At 47.8% G+C, this 18777-nt stretch carries 8 protein-coding genes; all 8 read left to right on the forward strand.

The window, feature by feature from the left end; translation table 11 throughout:
- Positions 1-2: 2 nt before the first annotated feature.
- The 8 genes from M3636_RS26195 to M3636_RS26230 all read left to right on the forward strand — a co-directional run bounded on the left by M3636_RS26195 (position 3) and on the right by M3636_RS26230 (position 18063).
- Positions 3-6452: a non-ribosomal peptide synthetase gene (locus M3636_RS26195; protein ID WP_251384483.1), complete on the forward strand. Its 6450-nt coding sequence runs from the start codon at positions 3-5 to the stop codon at positions 6450-6452.
- Between the two features lie 74 nt (positions 6453-6526).
- On the forward strand, positions 6527-10456 hold the full coding sequence (locus M3636_RS26200) for a non-ribosomal peptide synthetase (protein ID WP_251384484.1): 3930 nt from the start codon (positions 6527-6529) through the stop codon (positions 10454-10456).
- A 350-nt stretch (positions 10457-10806) separates the two neighbouring features.
- Positions 10807-12141: an ABC transporter substrate-binding protein gene (locus M3636_RS26205; protein WP_145409830.1), complete on the forward strand. Its 1335-nt coding sequence runs from the start codon at positions 10807-10809 to the stop codon at positions 12139-12141.
- A 50-nt stretch (positions 12142-12191) separates the two neighbouring features.
- Positions 12192-13142, forward strand: coding sequence for a carbohydrate ABC transporter permease (locus M3636_RS26210; RefSeq protein WP_251384485.1), 951 nt, complete (start codon positions 12192-12194; stop codon positions 13140-13142).
- Positions 13139-13987 (forward strand): carbohydrate ABC transporter permease, encoded by an 849-nt coding sequence (locus M3636_RS26215; protein WP_145052136.1) that lies wholly within the window; start codon positions 13139-13141, stop codon positions 13985-13987. The genes M3636_RS26210 and M3636_RS26215 overlap by 4 nt, the downstream gene beginning before the upstream one ends.
- 24 nt (positions 13988-14011) lie before the next feature.
- Positions 14012-15859 (forward strand): cache domain-containing sensor histidine kinase, encoded by a 1848-nt coding sequence (locus M3636_RS26220; RefSeq protein WP_251384486.1) that lies wholly within the window; start codon positions 14012-14014, stop codon positions 15857-15859.
- A complete protein-coding gene (locus M3636_RS26225) occupies positions 15856-17460 on the forward strand; it encodes a response regulator (RefSeq protein WP_251384487.1) in 1605 nt (534 codons plus the stop codon). Before M3636_RS26220 ends, M3636_RS26225 begins: the two co-directional genes overlap by 4 nt.
- Positions 17461-17511: 51 nt before the next feature.
- Positions 17512-18063: a GNAT family N-acetyltransferase gene (locus M3636_RS26230; RefSeq protein ID WP_251384488.1), complete on the forward strand. Its 552-nt coding sequence runs from the start codon at positions 17512-17514 to the stop codon at positions 18061-18063.
- Positions 18064-18777 lie beyond the last annotated feature (714 nt).

Genomic DNA, 18777 nt, shown 5'->3' on the forward strand with positions numbered 1-18777 from the left:
CCGTGAAGAACAAAGATGTTGTCGATATCTATCCTCTGTCGCCGATCCAACAGGGAATGCTGTTCCATTCCCTGTACGATCAGGGTATACAGGCTAACGATACGTACCTTACTCAGATCAATCTTGAAGTGGAGGGTTCGCTGAACCCGGACAAGATGGAGGAAGCTTGGAACATTTTGATTGAGCGGCACTCTGTTTTTAGAACCCGATTTCTCTGGAATAGCACAGCAGAACCTTTGCAGGCTGTATATCGCCAAGCACGGATTACACTTGAACGGCATGATTGGCAAGCGCTTGAAACTTCAGACAGAGAAGCTGCTCTGGCACGTTTTCTTACCGAGGATCAGGAGCGGGGCATTGATCTAAAAAAGGTTCCTTTAATGCGTGTGTCCCTAATTCAGTGGGAAGATGAGCGCTACAATATGGTGTGGATGTGCCACCATCTGTTGTTTGACGGATGGAGCTTCTCGGTTGTACAGGCTGAGTTGCTTCATATATATCAATCGTTGGTACGTGGGCAACACATGCAGTTACCCGAGGTGCGTCCTTATAGAGACTTCATTCATTGGCTTCGAAATCAGGATGCTGGGGCGGCTGAAACGTTCTGGAAACAGGAGTTACGGGGCTTCGCTTCACCAACTCAGCTCGGAATGAAGATTGGTGGAAATACCGAAGAAGGGACTTCATCAGCTCAGCATGATCTAATTATTCCGGAGGAGTACACTACTGCGATCAAAAAACTAGCTACTGAGAGCCGTATCACTGTGAACACCGTGCTTCAAGGTGCCTGGGCTCTTATGTTAAGCCGGTACAGCCAGGAATCGGACGTGCTGTTCGGTGTAACTAGCTCAGGACGTGGAGCAGAGCTTGAAGGCGCTGAGCATATGGTAGGTCTCTTCATCAATACGTTACCATTACGTATCCAAGTGGATGGGGAGCAGGTTGTCCGTGATTGGCTCCAGTCTGTCCATCGCAGACAGTCGACTATTAGACAGTATGAGCACACCTCTCTCGTAGATATTCGTAACTGGAGTGAGGTGCCACAGGATCAACCGTTATTCGAGACATTGTTTGTTTTTGAGAATTACCCTACACCGATTGACGACCAGCCAGGAGAGGAACTGGTAAGGATTACGGAAATCAAGGCTGCGGAGAAAACGAACTTCCCGATCACCGTATCTCTCTCACCCGCTGATTCGGAGTTACATATGAAGGTGATGTATAAAAGCGACCGATTTGATGCCGAATGGATCGAGCGTTTATCCGGTCATTTCATGGAACTGCTGCGCCAAATGGCGGCAACGCCGGATCGTTCGCTTGCTCAGTTAGGTATGGTGACTGCTCCAGAGCGCCAGCAATTGCTGGTCGATTGGAATGAGACGGATCAAGCCTATGATTGGAGCTGTCTTGTGCACCAGCTGGTGGAGGATCAAGCGGCTAGAGCGCCCGAAGCACTCGCTGCAACGGACAAGGATCGGCAGATCACGTATGGTGAGCTGAACGAACGGGCGAATGTCTTGGCGCATACTCTCCGTAAGCGGGGAGCGCATCCGGGGAGTTATGTGGGAGTCTGCACGGAGCGTTCCGTTGACTGGTTGGTTGGCATGCTTGGCGTGTTCAAATCAGGAGCCTGCTATGTGCCGCTCGACCCGACCTATCCAGAGGAACGACTGGATTATATGATGGCGGATGCCAATGTACCGCTGTTGGTGACCCATTCGCAAATGCTGAACCGGTTGACCATAGAGCCATCGGTAGAGGTGCTCTGTTTGGATCGGGAATCGGATTGGGGAACGTGGGATAGCGGCGAGAATCTTGAGAGCAGTAAAAACAGTGAGTACATTGAGTACAGAGCTAATCCAGAGCCATGGGCAACTGCGCAAGATCCAGCCTATGTGATCTATACATCGGGTTCTACAGGACAGCCTAAGGGCGCAATCCTTCGTCATCAAGGCTTGCTGAATGTTGTTTTGTGGCACCAGGGCCGGTTTGGGACAAGCCCGGCAGACCGCGGTGCTCAGATCGCGCGGATGGGCTTTGACGCTTCCTTGCTGGAAACCTGGCCGCTGCTCTGCTCCGGAGGCAGTGTGCATCTGATGGAGCAAGAGATCGTGCTGAACCCCGAGGGATTGCAACACTGGTTGCTGGATCACCAGATCACCTTGAGCTGCTTCCTGCCTCCAGTGGTCGCAGAGCAACTGCTGCCGCTTACCTGGCCGCAGGATGGGGCATTGCGAGCATTGCTCGCAGGGGGTGAACGACTGCAGATGCGTCCACCAGCGCATCTCACCTTTGATTACGTGAATATCTATGGGCCAACGGAATGTACGATTCTCAGCACCGTGTCTACGGTGGAGGCGGAGGATGGTAGCTTCACCCCTCCATCGATTGGTGGAGCACTTCCGAATACGCAATTGTACGTATTGGATGCCCACCAGAATCCAGTACCTCGCGGGGTACCCGGGGAGTTGTACATTGGCGGTGTTGGGGTCGCTATCGGGTACTTGAACCGGGAGGAGCTGAATGCCGAGAAGTTTGTGGCACATCCGTTTCGGTCAGGGGAGCGGTTGTATCGAACTGGAGACTTGGTGAAATACAACGCGGATGCCACCTTAAGCTACATTGGTCGTGCGGATCATCAGGTGAAAATCCGGGGATTCCGCATCGAATTGGGTGAAATCGAGTCGGTTTTAGTGGGTCATCCAGCTGTACATAGCGTCATTGTGCAGGCACGGGAGATCGGCGAAACAGGGAAGCAACTGGTAGCTTATATTGCAACTCAGCCAGAGGCCTCCCGTGGGAAAACCAATGCGGTACTCGTCAACGAGCTACGTGAATATATGAAGCCGAAGCTGCCACAATTCATGTTGCCTGCGGCATGGGTGGTACTGGATCACTTCCCTGTAACGCCAAACGGCAAGGTAGATCGTAAAGCCCTGCCTGAACCAACGCCGAGTGAGCTATATGGCGCACAGGACTATGTGGCTCCGCGACATCCGGTGGAAGAGATGCTGGCGGGAATCTGGTCAGACGTGCTGGGGTTACAGCGGATTGGTGCGCATGATCATTTCTTTGAGCTTGGGGGTCACTCGCTCTTAGCCACACAGATTGTATCCCGAGTGAAGAAGCTGTTTGGCATTGAGTATCCACTTGCTCAAGTCTTCCAACGTCCGGTGCTTTCGCAGATGGCGAAGCGGATTCAGGAACTTCGCAGTACCGAAGGTGGGCAGGATGTTGCTGCGACATCCAGTATGGTGGATGTCACACGTGAACAGAATGTACCGTTATCCTTTGCACAGCAGCGGATGTGGTTCTTCGAGCAAATGTATCCAGGGAACCGAAATTATCATATCCCTTCCCTCTGGCGTCTGAATGGTTCTGTTCAACGGGAGGTGTTGGAGCGCAGCATCCATGATCTGATCCAAAGGCATGAGTCACTACGAACCCACTTCCTTGCGGGAGAGGGAAACGAACCGTTACAGGTAGTGCAGCCTGAGATTCCGTCAGTACTAACCTATATGGATCTGCAAAATCACCCAGATGCACTCCAACAAGCTATGAATTGGATTACAGATGAAGGAGACCGGGAGTTCTCGCTGCGTCAGGGGCCGTTGCTGCGTGCAGCCTTAATTCAGTTAGCGCCTCAAGAGTACGTGCTGGGGGTGACTATGCACCATATCATCTCTGATGGATGGTCTATGGGAGTCTTTATCCGTGAGTTGAGTGCATTATACACAGCTCATTTGCTCGGAGAGGCTGCGCCTCTTGCAGAACTTCCGATTCAATATGCTGATTATGCAATCTGGCAGCGGAAGTGGCTTGGTGAAGGCGTGATGGATCGCCAACTAGACTATTGGAGGCATCAGCTACAGGATGTGTCCGTTCTCCAATTGCCAACGGATTATCCACGTCCGGCTGCTCAGACATTTGAAGGGGCAACGGAACGATTCCACATTGCAGAGCCTCTCCTGGCTGAACTGAAGAAGTTGAGTCGCCGTGAAGGCACGACGTTATATATGACACTTTTATCTGCATGGAAGATTCTACTGTACCGGTATACCCAACAGGAGGATATTGCCGTGGGTACGCCGATTGCCAACCGGAATCAGGAGGAGACAGAAGGGTTGATTGGCTTCTTCGCCAATACACTTGTACTCCGATCTCAGTTTGCAGGGAACATGAGCTTCCGCCAATTGTTAACCCAAGTGAAAGAAACGGCGCTACAGGCTTATATGCATCAGGATGTTCCGTTTGAGAAGCTTGTTGAAGAATTACAGCCAGATCGAGACACCGGTCACACGCCATTGTTTCAAGTGCTCTTTACTTTGCAAAATACACCTGCAGATGAATTCAGTATTCCTGATGTTCATGTACATTCCATTGAGCTTCAGGGCAATACAGCACTCTTTGATCTTTCTCTTATTATGGAGGAGAAGGAGCAAGGGCTGGGTGGTGACCTGATCTATAATACAGCTTTGTTTGCTGGCGCAGGAATGAAGCGACTCGTGCAGCATTTTCACATTTTGTTAGAAGGAATTGTGGCGAATCCAGATCAAGCACTGAATCAGCTTCCTCTTCTATCCAAGGAAGAACAGCATCAGCTCATTGTTGGATGGAATCAGAACCAACGTGATTATTCCTGGGAACGTTGTGTTCACGAACTGTTTGAAGCACAAGCGGCTACAGCACCTGACGCGCTTGCCATATCTGACGGAGACGAGCAGCTACGTTATGGGGAATTAAATCACAAGGCGAATCAACTCGCTCATGAGCTGCGGAACAGAGGAGCTAGACAGGGAATGAATGTCGGCGTTTGCATGGAACGTTCTGCAGACTGGCTAATTGCCATGATCGCTGTATTCAAATCAGGTGCATGCTATGTACCGCTGGATCCAACCTATCCAGAGGATCGTCTTCGTTTCATCATGGAGGATGCCCAGGTAGGGATACTGATTACAGGAACGACCCTTATGGATCAGCCTTCGGCAACTGTAGCTGAGGTTATCTACGTAGATCAAAGTGAGCCATGGATGCAAGGCAATCACGGAAATCCTGTGCCAGCATCCACTGCCGACGATATCGCTTATATCATCTATACATCCGGTTCAACGGGCAAACCGAAGGGAGCTATGTTGAAGCACAAAGGGTTGCTTAATGTGATCTTCTGGCATCACGAACGCTTCGGTATTACACCTTCGGATCGAAGTGCGCAGGTTTCACGGATGGGCTTCGATGCTTCGTTGCTGGAAGTGTGGCCGTTCCTGACCGCTGGTGCGAGTGTTCATCTGATGGAGCAGGAAGTGGTTATGGATGCACAAGTATTACAGCAGTGGTTCCTGTCCCAAGGCATCACGATAGGTTGTTTTTTGCCACCTGTTATTGCCGAGCAATTGCTTGATTTAACGTGGCCTCAGGACGGTGTATTCAGATCTATTATGGTTGGTGGGGATCGTCTTCAGCTTCGTCCACCTGCGGATCTTCCGTTTGAATATATCAATATCTACGGGCCAACCGAGTGTACGATCTTTAGTACAGAAGGACGTGTGGCTAGTCGTGAGACCAATAATCAAGCTCCATCCATTGGGTGGGGATTGCCGAATATCACGTTATATGTGTTAGATCCGCAGCTTCATCCGGTTCCGATTGGTGTTCCTGGAGAATTGTACATTGGTGGAGTTGGCGTTGCTGCTGGTTATCTGAATCGTGAGGAATTAACGGCCGAGAAGTTTATTCCACATCCATTCCAGGTTGGAGAAAAGCTGTACCGCACAGGGGATTTGGTGAAATTGAATGAGGATGCTTCCCTTGAATTTGTCAGCCGGGTAGATCATCAGGTTCAGCTTCGAGGGTTCCGGATAGAGCTTGGGGAGATTGAGTCCGTGATATCAAGCCATTCATCCGTGCAGGCAGCTCTCGTATTAGTGAAAGAAACCAAGCAGCATGGTTCGCAATTGGTCGCTTATTTGACAGGTAGGGACGCTCAGGTTCCTGTGATTGAGGATATAAGGGATCATGTAAAACGCAAGCTTCCGCACTTTATGATTCCTTCGGCATGGGTGGTTATGGACGAGTTTCCGTTAACTCCGAACCGGAAGTTAGATCGCAAAGCATTACCTGATCCAGTGGGTGATGAGGCTTATGGCGTGAAGGAATACGTTGCTCCTCAGAGCCCTATGGAACAGGTAATGGCGGAAATTTGGTCAGAGGTGTTAGGTGTATCCCGAGTAGGAATTCATGACGATTTCTTTGCACTTGGGGGACATTCGCTCCTTGCTGTACAGATGATCTCAAGATTGAATGCAAGACAGGGCATTGATGCCAAATTAGCCGATTTATTTGGTCAGCCGATTCTACAAGCGTTCGCAGGTAAGGTAGAGCAACAACCTCCTGCCTCCAGCACACTTACTCCGATCAAACGGATATCACGGAAAGCCCAAACTGTTCGGCCTTAAAGTGTACGTTCGAAAAGTCCGCCAAAGCGGACTTTTTGAATAACCTTTTAAACCTAGCGACAGGAGGAACTGTATTGAATACACATCTGAGTGATGAAGTGCATGATGATGTTTACGTTTTTCCACTATCCTTTGCCCAGCAGAGACTATGGTTTATTCAACAGCTTGATCCGGATAGCTCCGCTTATCATATGAATTCGTTATGGAGACTAGAAGGAGAGCTTGACCTAGAGGTGCTTCAACGCAGTGTTCAAGAATTGGTCGATAGGCATGAATCGCTGAGGACGTTTTTTCGAGAAGAAGAAGGAACGGCTGTCCAATGTGTGGCGGAACGCCTACGTGTGTGTGTCGATGTCATTGAATTGGCTCATGCGGATGAGCAGGCTGCTGTGGAGTGGGTTTCAAGAAGAGCGGCTGATGCTTACGAGATGTCGGAGAGTCCACTGTTCAGAGCAGTATTAATCCCGTTAGAGCGAAAGCCTAAGAAGTTCGTTTTCTCAATGATGATGCATCATATTATCTCTGATGGCTGGTCCATGAATGTACTCATGAATGAATTGAGGGCTCTTTACAGTGCTTTCCTTCATCATCAGCCTTCACCTCTCCCGGATCTACCTTTACAGTATGCGGACTATACGATGTGGCAACGCGAGCTATTAGAAGGGACATTATTAGATACCCAGTTGGACTATTGGAAAAATAAACTCAAGGGAGCTGAAGTCCTTCAGCTTCCAACCGATGCACCCAAACTTCCTTTTCAATCTGCCCGTGGCGGAAAACTGGAATTTACCGTTGATTCCTCTCTGATTCAATCACTAAGACAGATCGTTCAACAAGAAGGCGCAACGCTATATATGGCTATGTTGACAGCCTTTAAGCTGTTACTCCAGCGATATAGTGGGCAATTTGATATATCGGTGGGTACCGTGAGTGCGAATCGGAATCGGGAGGAACTCGAAGGAGTATTCGGCTTTTTTGCCAATACACTTGTTATTCGTTCGCTACTCTCTGCGGACAACAGTTTCAGGGCGCATTTGCGGCAGGTGAAGCAGAATACGATTGAGGCTTATGCTCATCAGGAGGTTCCTTTTGAGAAAATAGTAGAGGCACTGCAGCCGGATCGTTCTACGACCGACAATGCGCTGTTTCAGGTTTTTTTCAGCATGGCATCCTTTGCAGAGGCATCGATCGATATGGCAGGAGTACAGTTGATAGAGCTCGAACCGGAGGTCGATACCGTTTCCTTTGATCTGACGCTAAGCCTTCAGGAGCAAGGCGATTGTGTAAAAGGCACTTTTTTATATCATGCTGATCTATTTAAAGAGACGACCATAGGTAGAATGGCTGATAGTTTTGGCGTGTTGTTACAGAGTATTGTGCATTCGCCTAATGAGGCCGTTGGTCATCTCCCCATACTATCTCAGCAAGAATTGCATAAGCAGCTTGTGGAATGGAATGACACAGAGCGTGATGTGCCAGAGATCAGCATTCATGAGTTGTGGCAGCAAAAGGTGAAGGAAACTCCGGATGCACTGGCCGTGACGTGTGGTGCAGTGCAACTAACCTATATTCAATTGAATCAGCAAGCCAATCAATTGGCGAGGTATATGCAGGAACGTGGTGTGTGTGAACATGATCTTGTAGGGATATGTCTCGACAAATCTGTGCAGATGGTTGTATCCATTCTGGCTGTGCTCAAAGCGGGTGCAGCTTATGTGCCTATAGATCCTAGTTACCCTGCAGAACGGTTGTCATACATGCTTCAGGACGCTAGTCCACATACCATGGTGGTCAACAGTGCTGATCTGGAGCAGCTATCTTTGGATTCGATGAATGTCATTTGTTTAGATCGTGAGTATGAGCAGATTAGTCTGAAGTCTACCGAAGATATGGAATCTACGGTGGCTTCCGACAGCCTGGCGTATGTGATCTATACCTCAGGATCAACGGGGAAACCAAAAGGGGTAATGATTGCTCATCGGGGTGTTGTTAATCTAGCGCTCGACAATATCGAGACCTTTGCGGTAACACCAGCAGACCATGTCATGCAGTTTGCATCATTCAGCTTCGATGGATCGGTGTTCGAGACGATGACGGCTTTATTGTCTGGGGCGAGTCTTCATATCTATCAGCGTGGTGAAGACCTTGGGGCATTTTTACAAAGACAGCATATTACCTTCGGAGCCTTCCCGCCATCTGTCCTTGCCACATTGGAGGAGGAAGAGGTTGCGAATCTACGTGTGATGATTGTAGCTGGGGAGAAGTGTCCCGCAGAGCTGATTGAAAAATATAACCAACATAACCGGATGTATAATTCATATGGTCCGTCTGAATCAACCGTAGCAGCCACGGTATATCCATACCGAGTGGAACAGCCGGATTCCATCGGGCGACCGATTGCCAACAGTCGTGTATATATATTGGATCAGTATCTACAGCCAGTGCCTGTTGGTGTGCAGGGTGAGATTTATATCGCTGGTCGCGGACTGGCTCTTGGGTATCTGAACAAGCCTGATTTAACTGCCGAACGTTTTGTAGAGTCCCGTTTACATACCGATGAGCGGCTGTATAAGACAGGTGACCTGGGACGTTATTATACGGATGGAAGTATTCAATTCCTAGGAAGAACCGATTATCAGGTGAAAATTCGTGGATTTCGGATTGAACTCGGTGAGGTGGAAACAACGCTCGCAGAGCATCCCCATGTGGACGAGGTATTGGTGGATGCACGAGCCAACCATCTGGGAGATCGCACATTGGTTGCTTACCTTGTGCTTAAAGAAAATTATACGTGGGAGTATGGACCGCTGGAGAAATATGCACAGGAGCGATTACCTGCTCATATGGTGCCTAGTCATTGGGTGTTTGTGTCACAATTCCCGCTTACGCCGAATAATAAAATTGACCGCAAAGCATTGGCCGACCCTGTATGGGATGACGAAGCTACAATGGATACAGAGCTAACTCAAGACGAAGCGCGGCTACGTGACTTATGGGTGGAGGTACTCGGATCAGGCATTTCCATTGGGCCGAGTAGTAATTTCTTTAAGTTAGGTGGACATTCGTTGAAAGCCATGCAGCTGATTAGCAAAATCAATAAATCGTATGGCGTGCAACTTGCAGTGAAGCAGCTGTTCATGTATCCAACATTGTCTCAATTGGCAGTCAGTATTCAGAAAGGGATCATCCACGAAACGAATCAGATTCGTGTTCCTTTGCAGGCAGGAAGAGGGGAGAAAACCCTATTTGTGATCCACCCCCAAGGTGGGGATGTGCTGGGTTATCTGGACCTGGTACGTCAATTGGAGGATGATGTAACGGTCTATGGCTTGCAGGCTCGGGGATATAACTCGGAAGAGACACCCTTAACGACCATTGAAGACATGGCTCAAGCCTATCTGCAAGAAATGGATCAGGTTCAATCGCGTGGACCGTATCATATCCTAGGTTGGTCGTTCGGTGGTTACATTGCAGTAGAAATCTCCCGATTGCTGGAGCAGCGTGGGGATGAAGTGGCACTACTGGGCATCGTCGATGTCCCTGCTGAAGCGATAAAAGCCGGATCAGACTCTCGGTCCAACCCCGTGCCGTCGCTCAGCATGTGTGCGGCAACACAGCTTGGATTGACCATGGAAATGCTGGATGATGAAGTCGAGGAACATGATCTGGACCAGGTTTATGCAGTAGCCAAGAAGTGGAACAGGCTTCCGCCAGGTTTGACAATGGAGCAGATGACCCGCAATGCACGCATTATGGTTGTGAACCAGAGAGCGATTGAGAAGTATATATTGAAAGGTAAACTACGGACTGATATTCATCTATGGTATGCTTCGCAACCGACAGACACGCATCAAGTTATTCATCCCTCGGGGTGGCATGGTTTGAGTCTGGGCAAGGTGTATGCACAGGAATTGGCGTGTAATCATTTTACGATTGTAACCACACCGCATGTCCATGTTATCGCGGAAAGGTTGAATCACTTGGTTATGATGGTGCACTCGTAGGCACTAGGTAGGTTAGGATACTCATAGCCCTGTAGTATGTCATAGGGTGCTATGGGTATCTTTGTTTTTCTATTTTTGGTTACCTACCTCTTGAAAATGCCTTAAACCTATTGCTTAAATGAACCTGCTATAATACCATATCCATGAAGATTAACCTCCACTTAAACACACATGCTGATCTCATCAGTGGTGCATAGGTTCATGAGTGATTTGAAATTCCTCTTTGTATAATAACCTCTTACTTTTTTGACAGGAAAGCTTACTTTTGTTTATGTCATGTGCAGCAATGGATCGTTACAATAGGTTTTGTAAGCGATTTCATAAATGCAAATAGGGGAGGAATTTCATTCATGATGATCACGAAAAAGTGGGTAACCCTGTTCTGTCTGTCCCTGTTATTGTTCGCTACAGCCTGTTCTGGAGGGTCTTCCGGTACAACGGCTTCTTCTGATGAAGAAGGCAAAGGAGACACCTCAGGTAAGATTGAACTACGTATGACCTGGTGGGGATCACAGACCAGACATGATTTAACAACCAAAGTGATCAAATTGTTTGAAGAGAAGCATCCGGGCATCACCATTAAACCTGAATATTCAGGCTGGGATGGTTATTTTGATAAGCTGACCACGCAGGTAGCCGGATCTAACGCCCCAGATATCGTACAGATGGATTACGCGTTTTTGACAGATTTTGCTCGGCGCGGTGCTTTGCTTGACCTGACTCCGTATGCAGATAGCGAAGAGCTGCGGACTAAGGATCATGATCAGAGTATGATCACAGCCGGATCGATTGATGATAAATTATACGCAATTACATTAGGAGTCAATGCACCAGGTGTCGTTTATGACGCTACCATATTTCAGGAGTTAGGTATTGAAGAGCCACAGGAGAGCTGGACATGGAAGGACTTTGAAGATATTGCGACCAAGATTGCTGCAGCCAAAGGGGATGGATTCTACGGTTCTGCCGACATCTCTGGCGCGACCAATATGTTCGAGGTATTTATCCGGCAATCGGGAAAAGGACTGTTTGACGGAGGTACATTAACAGCGACTAGTGAGGAGTTACAGCAGTGGTTTGAGATGTGGGCTGCTCTACGTGAGAGCGGAGGCGCAACTTCTGCGGAGGTGACGGCTTCCACAACGAACGCACTGGAGACAAGACCGATTTCACTTGGAACAGCGGCAATGGATTTTGCATGGTCTAACCAATTGCTGACATTCCAGCAGGTGAACAAAAATCAGGATCACAAGCTCGCTATCCAAGTGCTTCCTCACGGCGTGAATGAAAAGCAAATCGGTGAATATCTGAAACCAGGTCAATTTCTCTCCGGATATGCCAAAACGAAACATCCAAAAGAAGTCGCCATGTTCATTGACTTTATGGTAAATGATCCTGAGGCAACGGCAATTCTGGGCTCAGAACGTGGTGTGCCAGTCAACGCAAGCATTCGTGAGCAGATGCAGCCAACTCTGCCAGAAGCAGAACAAGCTATTTTCCAATTCATCGATACCGTATCGAAGCATTCCAGTGAGATTGACCCGCCATACCCGCAGGGATTCGCTGAGGTGGACACAAGCTTCAAGAGCACAAGCGAGCAGATCGCCTTTGGTCAGGGCAGCATGCAGGATGTCATTGCCCAATTTATTGAAGGTGCCAAAGCTACGCTTGGATCGAGTCAATAACGAGTGAAGCCGTTCCAGACTTTCTAATTCTGCGGGGAGGTTACGATAGGATGACTACATCACAGGTCAGTCAAGCCCGAGTCGAGAGTGTGGCCACCCGGCGAGTGAAACGAAGATATGCACATAATGGAGCTGCCCTTCTGTTTCTCGCCCCATGGCTTGTTGGATTATTATTTCTGACCCTAGGTCCCATGTTGGTATCGTTGTATATTTCCTTTACCGATTATAGTATCCTGGCCGCCCCTTCCTGGGTCGGTCTGGATAACTACATGACGATGTTTACATCGGATAAGCTGTTTATCCAGTCGCTCAAGGTCACGTTCACGTATGTTGCTGTATCCGTACCGGTCAAGCTTATCTTCGCATTACTTGTCGCCATGCTACTCAACAAAGGCATACGTGGACTTGGCATTTATCGAACAGTGTATTACATCCCGACGCTGCTTGGAGGCAGTGTGGCGATTGCTATGTTATGGCGCAAAATGCTAGGTGGCGACGGGCTGCTTAATGGTGTGCTTGCCATGGTTGGCATCAAAGCCCCGGATTGGGTTGCTAACCCGAAGTATGCTCTATATTCAATCGTACTGTTATCGGTATGGCAGTTCGGTTCATCCATGATTATTTTCTTAGCAGGCTTGAAGCAGATCCCACCTGAGTATGATGAGGCTTCAGCGGTGGACGGTGCGGGGCCTTTACGGAGATTCTTCTATATAACATTGCCGATCCTATCACCTGTCATCTTCTTCAATCTTGTCATGCAACTCATTACATCCTTTCAGTCGTTCACACAGGCTTTCGTTATTAGTAACGGTAGCGGAGGGCCAGTGAATTCAACATTAATGTACTCTCTGTATTTGTACAAAAAGGGATTCTCCTTTTTCCAAATGGGCTATGCTTCCGCAATGGCGTGGGTGCTGGTTGTTCTGATCGGGGTATTTACATTGCTGGTATTCCGCAGCAGCAAGCTATGGGTGCACTATGAGGATGGTGGGAAATCATGATCGGACAACGAAATTCCGTTACGTGGGTGGTTGCCAAACATGTGCTGATCTCAGGAATCGCTTTTGTCATGTTGTATCCCATTCTCTGGATGTTGGGTAGTTCGTTCAAGCCAGGACATATGATTTTCACGGAAACCTGGTTTTGGCCGAAAGAATGGAATTGGCAAAATTATATGACTGGTTGGTCGGGAATTCAGGGTAATCCATTCTCGCGTTTTCTGACCAACTCCATCGTGCTGTCGCTGGGCGCTGTGCTTGGCAACGTTATCTCCTGCTCCATGGCAGCATATGCTTTTGCCCGGCTGAACTTTCGCTTCAAAGCAATCTGCTTCGGCTTGATGCTAATGACGATTATGTTGCCGCATCATGTCACGCTGATCCCACAATATATCCTTTTTAATCATCTGGAATGGGTAAATACGTATCTACCTCTCGTCGTGCCCAAATGGCTCGCAACGGATGCATTCTTCATTTTCCTCATGGTTCAGTTCTTCCGGGGGCTTCCGAAAGAGCTGGATGAGGCAGCAACGATTGATGGATGTGGCCCTGTGAGAATATACACCAAGATCATTATTCCACTTGCGTTTCCAGCACTGGTCACCACGATGATATTTACATTCTTATGGACATGGGACGACTTCTTCAGTCAGTTGATCTATCTGAGTGATGTAAGTAAATACACGGTGCCGCTAGGTTTGCGTCTGTTCCTGGATTCCAGTTCCCAATCCGATTGGGGCCCGATGTTTGCCATGTCAGTGCTGTCACTTGTGCCGTGTTTTATCGTATTTATCGTGTGCCAGAAGTACTTTGTGGAAGGAATCGCAACCTCCGGGCTTAAAGGGTAACTCCAACACGAAACGAGTGATTCCATGAGGAAACGTGCATTATCCAGATGGTTTAATCAGAAGCTGCAACAAAGCAAGCTCTCCACGTTGATGGTGACTTGCTTTATTGTATTTAACCTGTTGCTGGTGTCTGTCATTGTGTGGTTGGCGTATCAATCCTTCTCCGCAGTCACATTCACCGAGATTAGTAAGGCTCGGCTAGCCCTTCTTAATGAGAGCACCCGTCGAGGGTTTGATTTTATAACAGGGGTGACGGGGACTGCTTATTCACTTACCAGCAACAGGGAGCTATCTGCTCTCTTGGAGACGTCTGGCAAAGGGCGATTGACACAAATTCATCAGCGGCGCGAAGTCTCCAAAATACTGGATCACACGGTTGTCGTTAGCGAGGGCATTACGTCGGTGGAGCTGTACACGGATGCTTTTAATGGTGTGGCGATAACGACAGAAGATCGGATCTACCCAGTAAATACGATTGCTGACGCTGAGTGGTTTGTGGCGCTAGAGCAAGCCGATGGAGCATGGGTGCCTCTAAGGGAGAATGAGTCTGGTCACTCGCTGATCGGGTATGCTCAGCGGATCTTTAATAGCCGTGGTAACACTGTAGCTTACGTTCTCATTCGGTTAAGTCGTGCCGATATTGTGCGTCGATTCGCAGATATGCCTATGGTGTTGGAGGGGCAGGTAATGCTGGTCGATACGGCGGGTAACGTGATTATGCATATGGGGGATTCTCCACCTGAGGAGCAGGTAGCTTCAACAGCCGCCGCACAGAACGTTATTCCGCTGATTGATAGTGCCTGGATTCAAGAGCATGCTGAGCGCGGAGATGACGGGTTCGAAGTTGTATCTGGGCAATCGGGTGGTGCACAGCTTGTCCTGTATTCCCGCCCAGCGATGCTTCAATGGCGTCTGGTACAGACCATCCCTGTTCATATGCTGTTATCTCCAGTTAGAGAGGCAGGGTGGAAAGTGCTTGCGATTGCAGTGACAGGTCTGCTGTGTTCAGCGATACTTGCATGTTTATTCGTGCGGCGTATTGTTCACCCGATTCGTCAATTGATCAAACGAATGCGGCAATTAGAGAAGGGTGACTTTGAGACCCGGGTACAGCTTTCATTTACGGAGGAATATGCTCATTTAGCATATGGCTTTAACCATATGGCCTCACAACTGACAACGCTGATGGAGCAGGTGAGGGAAGAGAGTCGTGCCAAACGGGCAGCGCAGACAGGTTTGCTTGAAGCACAGATCAAACCTCATTTTCTGTACAATACACTCGATATGATCCATTGGCGTGCACTTGATTATGAAGCGAAGGATATCAGTCGTATGATCGTGCAACTCAGCAAGCTGCTGCGAATCGGACTGAGCGGGGGCAGGTTGTTTATTCACGTTCGTGATGAATTAGAACATGCCCGTTGTTATGTCAGCATTCAAGCAGAACGATTACCGTTCTCCATCGATTATGAGGAAAGGATTGACCCGCGGGTTAGAGGTTATTACATCCCGAAGATTATTTTGCAGCCCTTTATCGAGAATGCGGTGATCCACGGACACACGAAGGAAGACATGCTTCGAATTCGAGTGCATATCCATGAAGACATTAGAGAAGAAGGGAGCCGAGTTTCATCAGGTATCGTAATTCGTATTTTGGATAATGGACAGGGTTTGCCAGAAGGCTGGAGGATGGAAGATACGTCAGGAATAGGCGTGCAGAACGTACATCAGCGAATTCAGCTTTATTGCGGAACACACTACGGGGTACGTATAGGTGCTAGTGAGCTAGGTGGAGTGGAAGTGACCATTAGGTTGCCACGCATCGAAACCGAAGAGCAGCTAAATCAGTGGTTGGGTGGTGAGAACAAATGAAGACAATAATGCTCGTAGATGATGATCCGCATATTATCAAAGCCTTAACGGATCACATTCATTGGTCTTCCCTCGGTCTTCGTATTGCCGGAACAGCTGCCAATGGAATAGATGCACTGGAACTGTTCCACCGTCTTCAACCTGATCTAGTGATGACGGATGTGTATCTGCCAGGAATGACAGGACTTGAGGTGACGCAAGCATTGCGGAAGGAACATCCTCATCTGCCGATTATCATTCTAAGCGGATACGATGAATTCGAGAATGCCCGAGCAGCTATGCGCTGGGGTGTGAATCACTTTTTGCTAAAGCCTGCAGAGGTGGAGGAGATTGAGTCTGTGCTGCGTGATGTATTGCTGGAGCAGGATGTACGGGAGCGGCATGAGCGACTAGAGCGGACATATAAACAGGAGATTGGCCGAGTGCTTCCCTATTTGCGCAAACACTTTCTGCATGAATTGCTAACGACGCGGTATCGAGCAGACGAGCTTCCAGATGAACGTATAAGTTATGTAGGGATTCAAAAGAGCTCCCCAGTACGCGCCATCAGCTTACAACTAAATCGGCCTGGATTTCTAACGCGGATGAAAGAGCGGGATTGGCAGTTGCTACGCTACGGGGCAGCAGACATTATTCAGGAGACCATCAAGGTGCAGATTTCACATATGCCTGATTGTCAGGTCGAAATTGTAGACTATTCTGATCGTGTATTTGTGCTGCTTTTATTTGCCGAGAATGACTACCTTGAGCAGGTTCAATCCCTCGTGGAGCAGATGATTGATCAGATTTTTACGTACCTCAAGCTAGAATTGAGTGCTGGGATTGGGAGTGTGAAGGGTCACCTGTGTGAGGTAATGGATTCTTATCTGGAGAGTAGAGAGGCGCTGGAAGCGGCAGAATTTCAGGGAGGCAGCCGTGTCTATCGTTATCAATCGTCAGAGGCAGTAGAGTCTAGTGTGGCGGATTACTCGCTTTTGCTGCGACAATGGAATGAAGCGTGGGTGGATATTCGGCCTGATCTGGCAGAAGAGGTATGGCATCATATCCGTAGTTTGCTGGATGAAGGGAGCTGTAATGGAATTCAGGATGTGCAGGTTGTGGCTGTGAGTCTGTTTGATACGCTGATTCATAGTTGGAATCGACATTATCCGATGCTGGCACCTCCGCTCGCCATGGGTGGTTTTTTGCAAGAAATTCAATCGAAGTATGCTCTGCAGAACCTGATAAGCTGGCTAGACGACATTATTCATAATTGGCTGGAGCAGACGAGGAAAGAGATGGGCGAGAAGAAGAGCAATAAACTCGTGGAACAGGTCAAACGATACGTGGAATTGCATTACGCTGAAGAGATCAGTTTTGAAGCGATCGCTAAGGGTCTGTTTGTGCATCCTAAATATCTGAGTCAGTTGTTTAAAAGGGTGAGTGGGGAAAACTTTGTGAGTTATCTGAACGGCTACCGAGTCCAGCAGGCCATGGAACTTTTGCAGTCGGGCAATTACATGGTGTATGAAGTCAGTGAGATGACGGGGTTCCGGAATGCGACGTATTTTAGCCAGGTGTTCAAAATGCTCACAGGTAAGAGTCCATCAGAAGTTGGATAGCGTATGCAAATAGTGAGTTTCATTTCAGTGGAGAGGAAGGGTTATATTCTTATGATTGTTGAACAACAGGTATTTAACGTAAAAGGAATGAACTATTCGATCAGATCGGCAGAGGAAAAAGATGCTGGAGAATTATCCTCACTTCGTGTGCAGATTGATGGAGAAACGGATAATATGGATCGCGAACAGGGTGAAGCATATATTGATGAGGCAGGATTTGCGGATATCATCCAAGTGGATGCACAGAAGCGGAGAAATCTATTCTTAGTTGCAGTGGTACAAGGTCGAATTGTAGGCTATGCGAGATGTGTGGGAGTAGACTTAAGACGCTTTGCACACAAGGTTGAATTTGGCGTATGTGTTGCGAGAGAATTCTGGGGATACGGGATAGGGAAGAAGCTGCTGGAGATATCTATTCTGTGGGCGGATACAACCGGAGTACAAAAGATGACGTTGAACGTGTTAGGAACGAACGATAAAGCGGTAGAACTATATAAGAAAGTAGGTTTTGAAGTCGAAGGAATTATGAAGAGAGATCGATTGCATGCAGACGGGCAGTTCTATGACACCATTGTGATGGGTAGGTTTAGATCTCAGGCGTAATAATAAGTGTGTTGGAAATGAGAATGTAACGGGCTGTGTGTATTGGAGTCTAGAGAAAAAAGTTCATTCTAGTAAAGTCCAGTATTGTACAGAGTAAAGTGTAGTGAAGTAGAGCGGTCTAGTGGAGTGATAGATTAGTTCGACCTGGTCTAACTTAGTTCAGATTAACGTGAGAAAATTGTGCTTCTTCTATTATTGTCTCTATTACCTCTATAATGAGGATTACATGTTGAATATGTTGTGATCATTAGGTAGAGATATATTAGTGGATTAGCTTAATAGAATGTATTACGAAGATTATATTGAATTAGAGTTTGAGAATGTTATTGAAGGGTAATACGTTAGAACACTCTTAAATAACTAGTAGGCTTATATTTATTATATAGGTTGAACGAGAGATGTTTAGGTACATGTGATCTATGATCTAGTTGAGGCAAGCGAAGCTGAGCTAGACTCAAAACTCAAAAGATAAATAATTTTGAGAAAAGAGTTGCATTAATTAATCTAGCATGGTATATTCTAATTCCGGCCAAGAAAACACGAGAAACACGGTGCGGCAAGCAAATGAAATAAGCTTCGAAAGAAACTTAAAAAAAGAGCTTGCAAAGTTGGTTCGGATGTGATAAGATATAAAAGTTGCTGACGAGAAGTAATGTCGGCGCTGAAATAAGTTTGATCTTTGAAAACTGAACAACGAGTGAGTAACGATCTTGC

The organism is Paenibacillus sp. MER 99-2 (assembly GCF_023714095.1).
Classification (GTDB): domain Bacteria; phylum Bacillota; class Bacilli; order Paenibacillales; family Paenibacillaceae; genus Paenibacillus.

Bases quoted from the DNA above. Each gene is read 5' to 3' on its own strand.
- M3636_RS26215 (WP_145052136.1), top strand. From the start codon at position 13,139: ATGATCGGACAACGAAATTCCGTTACGTGGGTGGTTGCCAAACATGTG.
- M3636_RS26230 (WP_251384488.1), top strand. From the start codon at position 17,512: ATGATTGTTGAACAACAGGTATTTAACGTAAAAGGAATGAACTATTCG.
- M3636_RS26220 (WP_251384486.1), top strand. From the start codon at position 14,012: ATGAGGAAACGTGCATTATCCAGATGGTTTAATCAGAAGCTGCAACAA.
- M3636_RS26210 (WP_251384485.1), top strand. From the start codon at position 12,192: ATGACTACATCACAGGTCAGTCAAGCCCGAGTCGAGAGTGTGGCCACC.
- M3636_RS26225 (WP_251384487.1), top strand. From the start codon at position 15,856: ATGAAGACAATAATGCTCGTAGATGATGATCCGCATATTATCAAAGCC.
- M3636_RS26205 (WP_145409830.1), top strand. From the start codon at position 10,807: ATGATGATCACGAAAAAGTGGGTAACCCTGTTCTGTCTGTCCCTGTTA.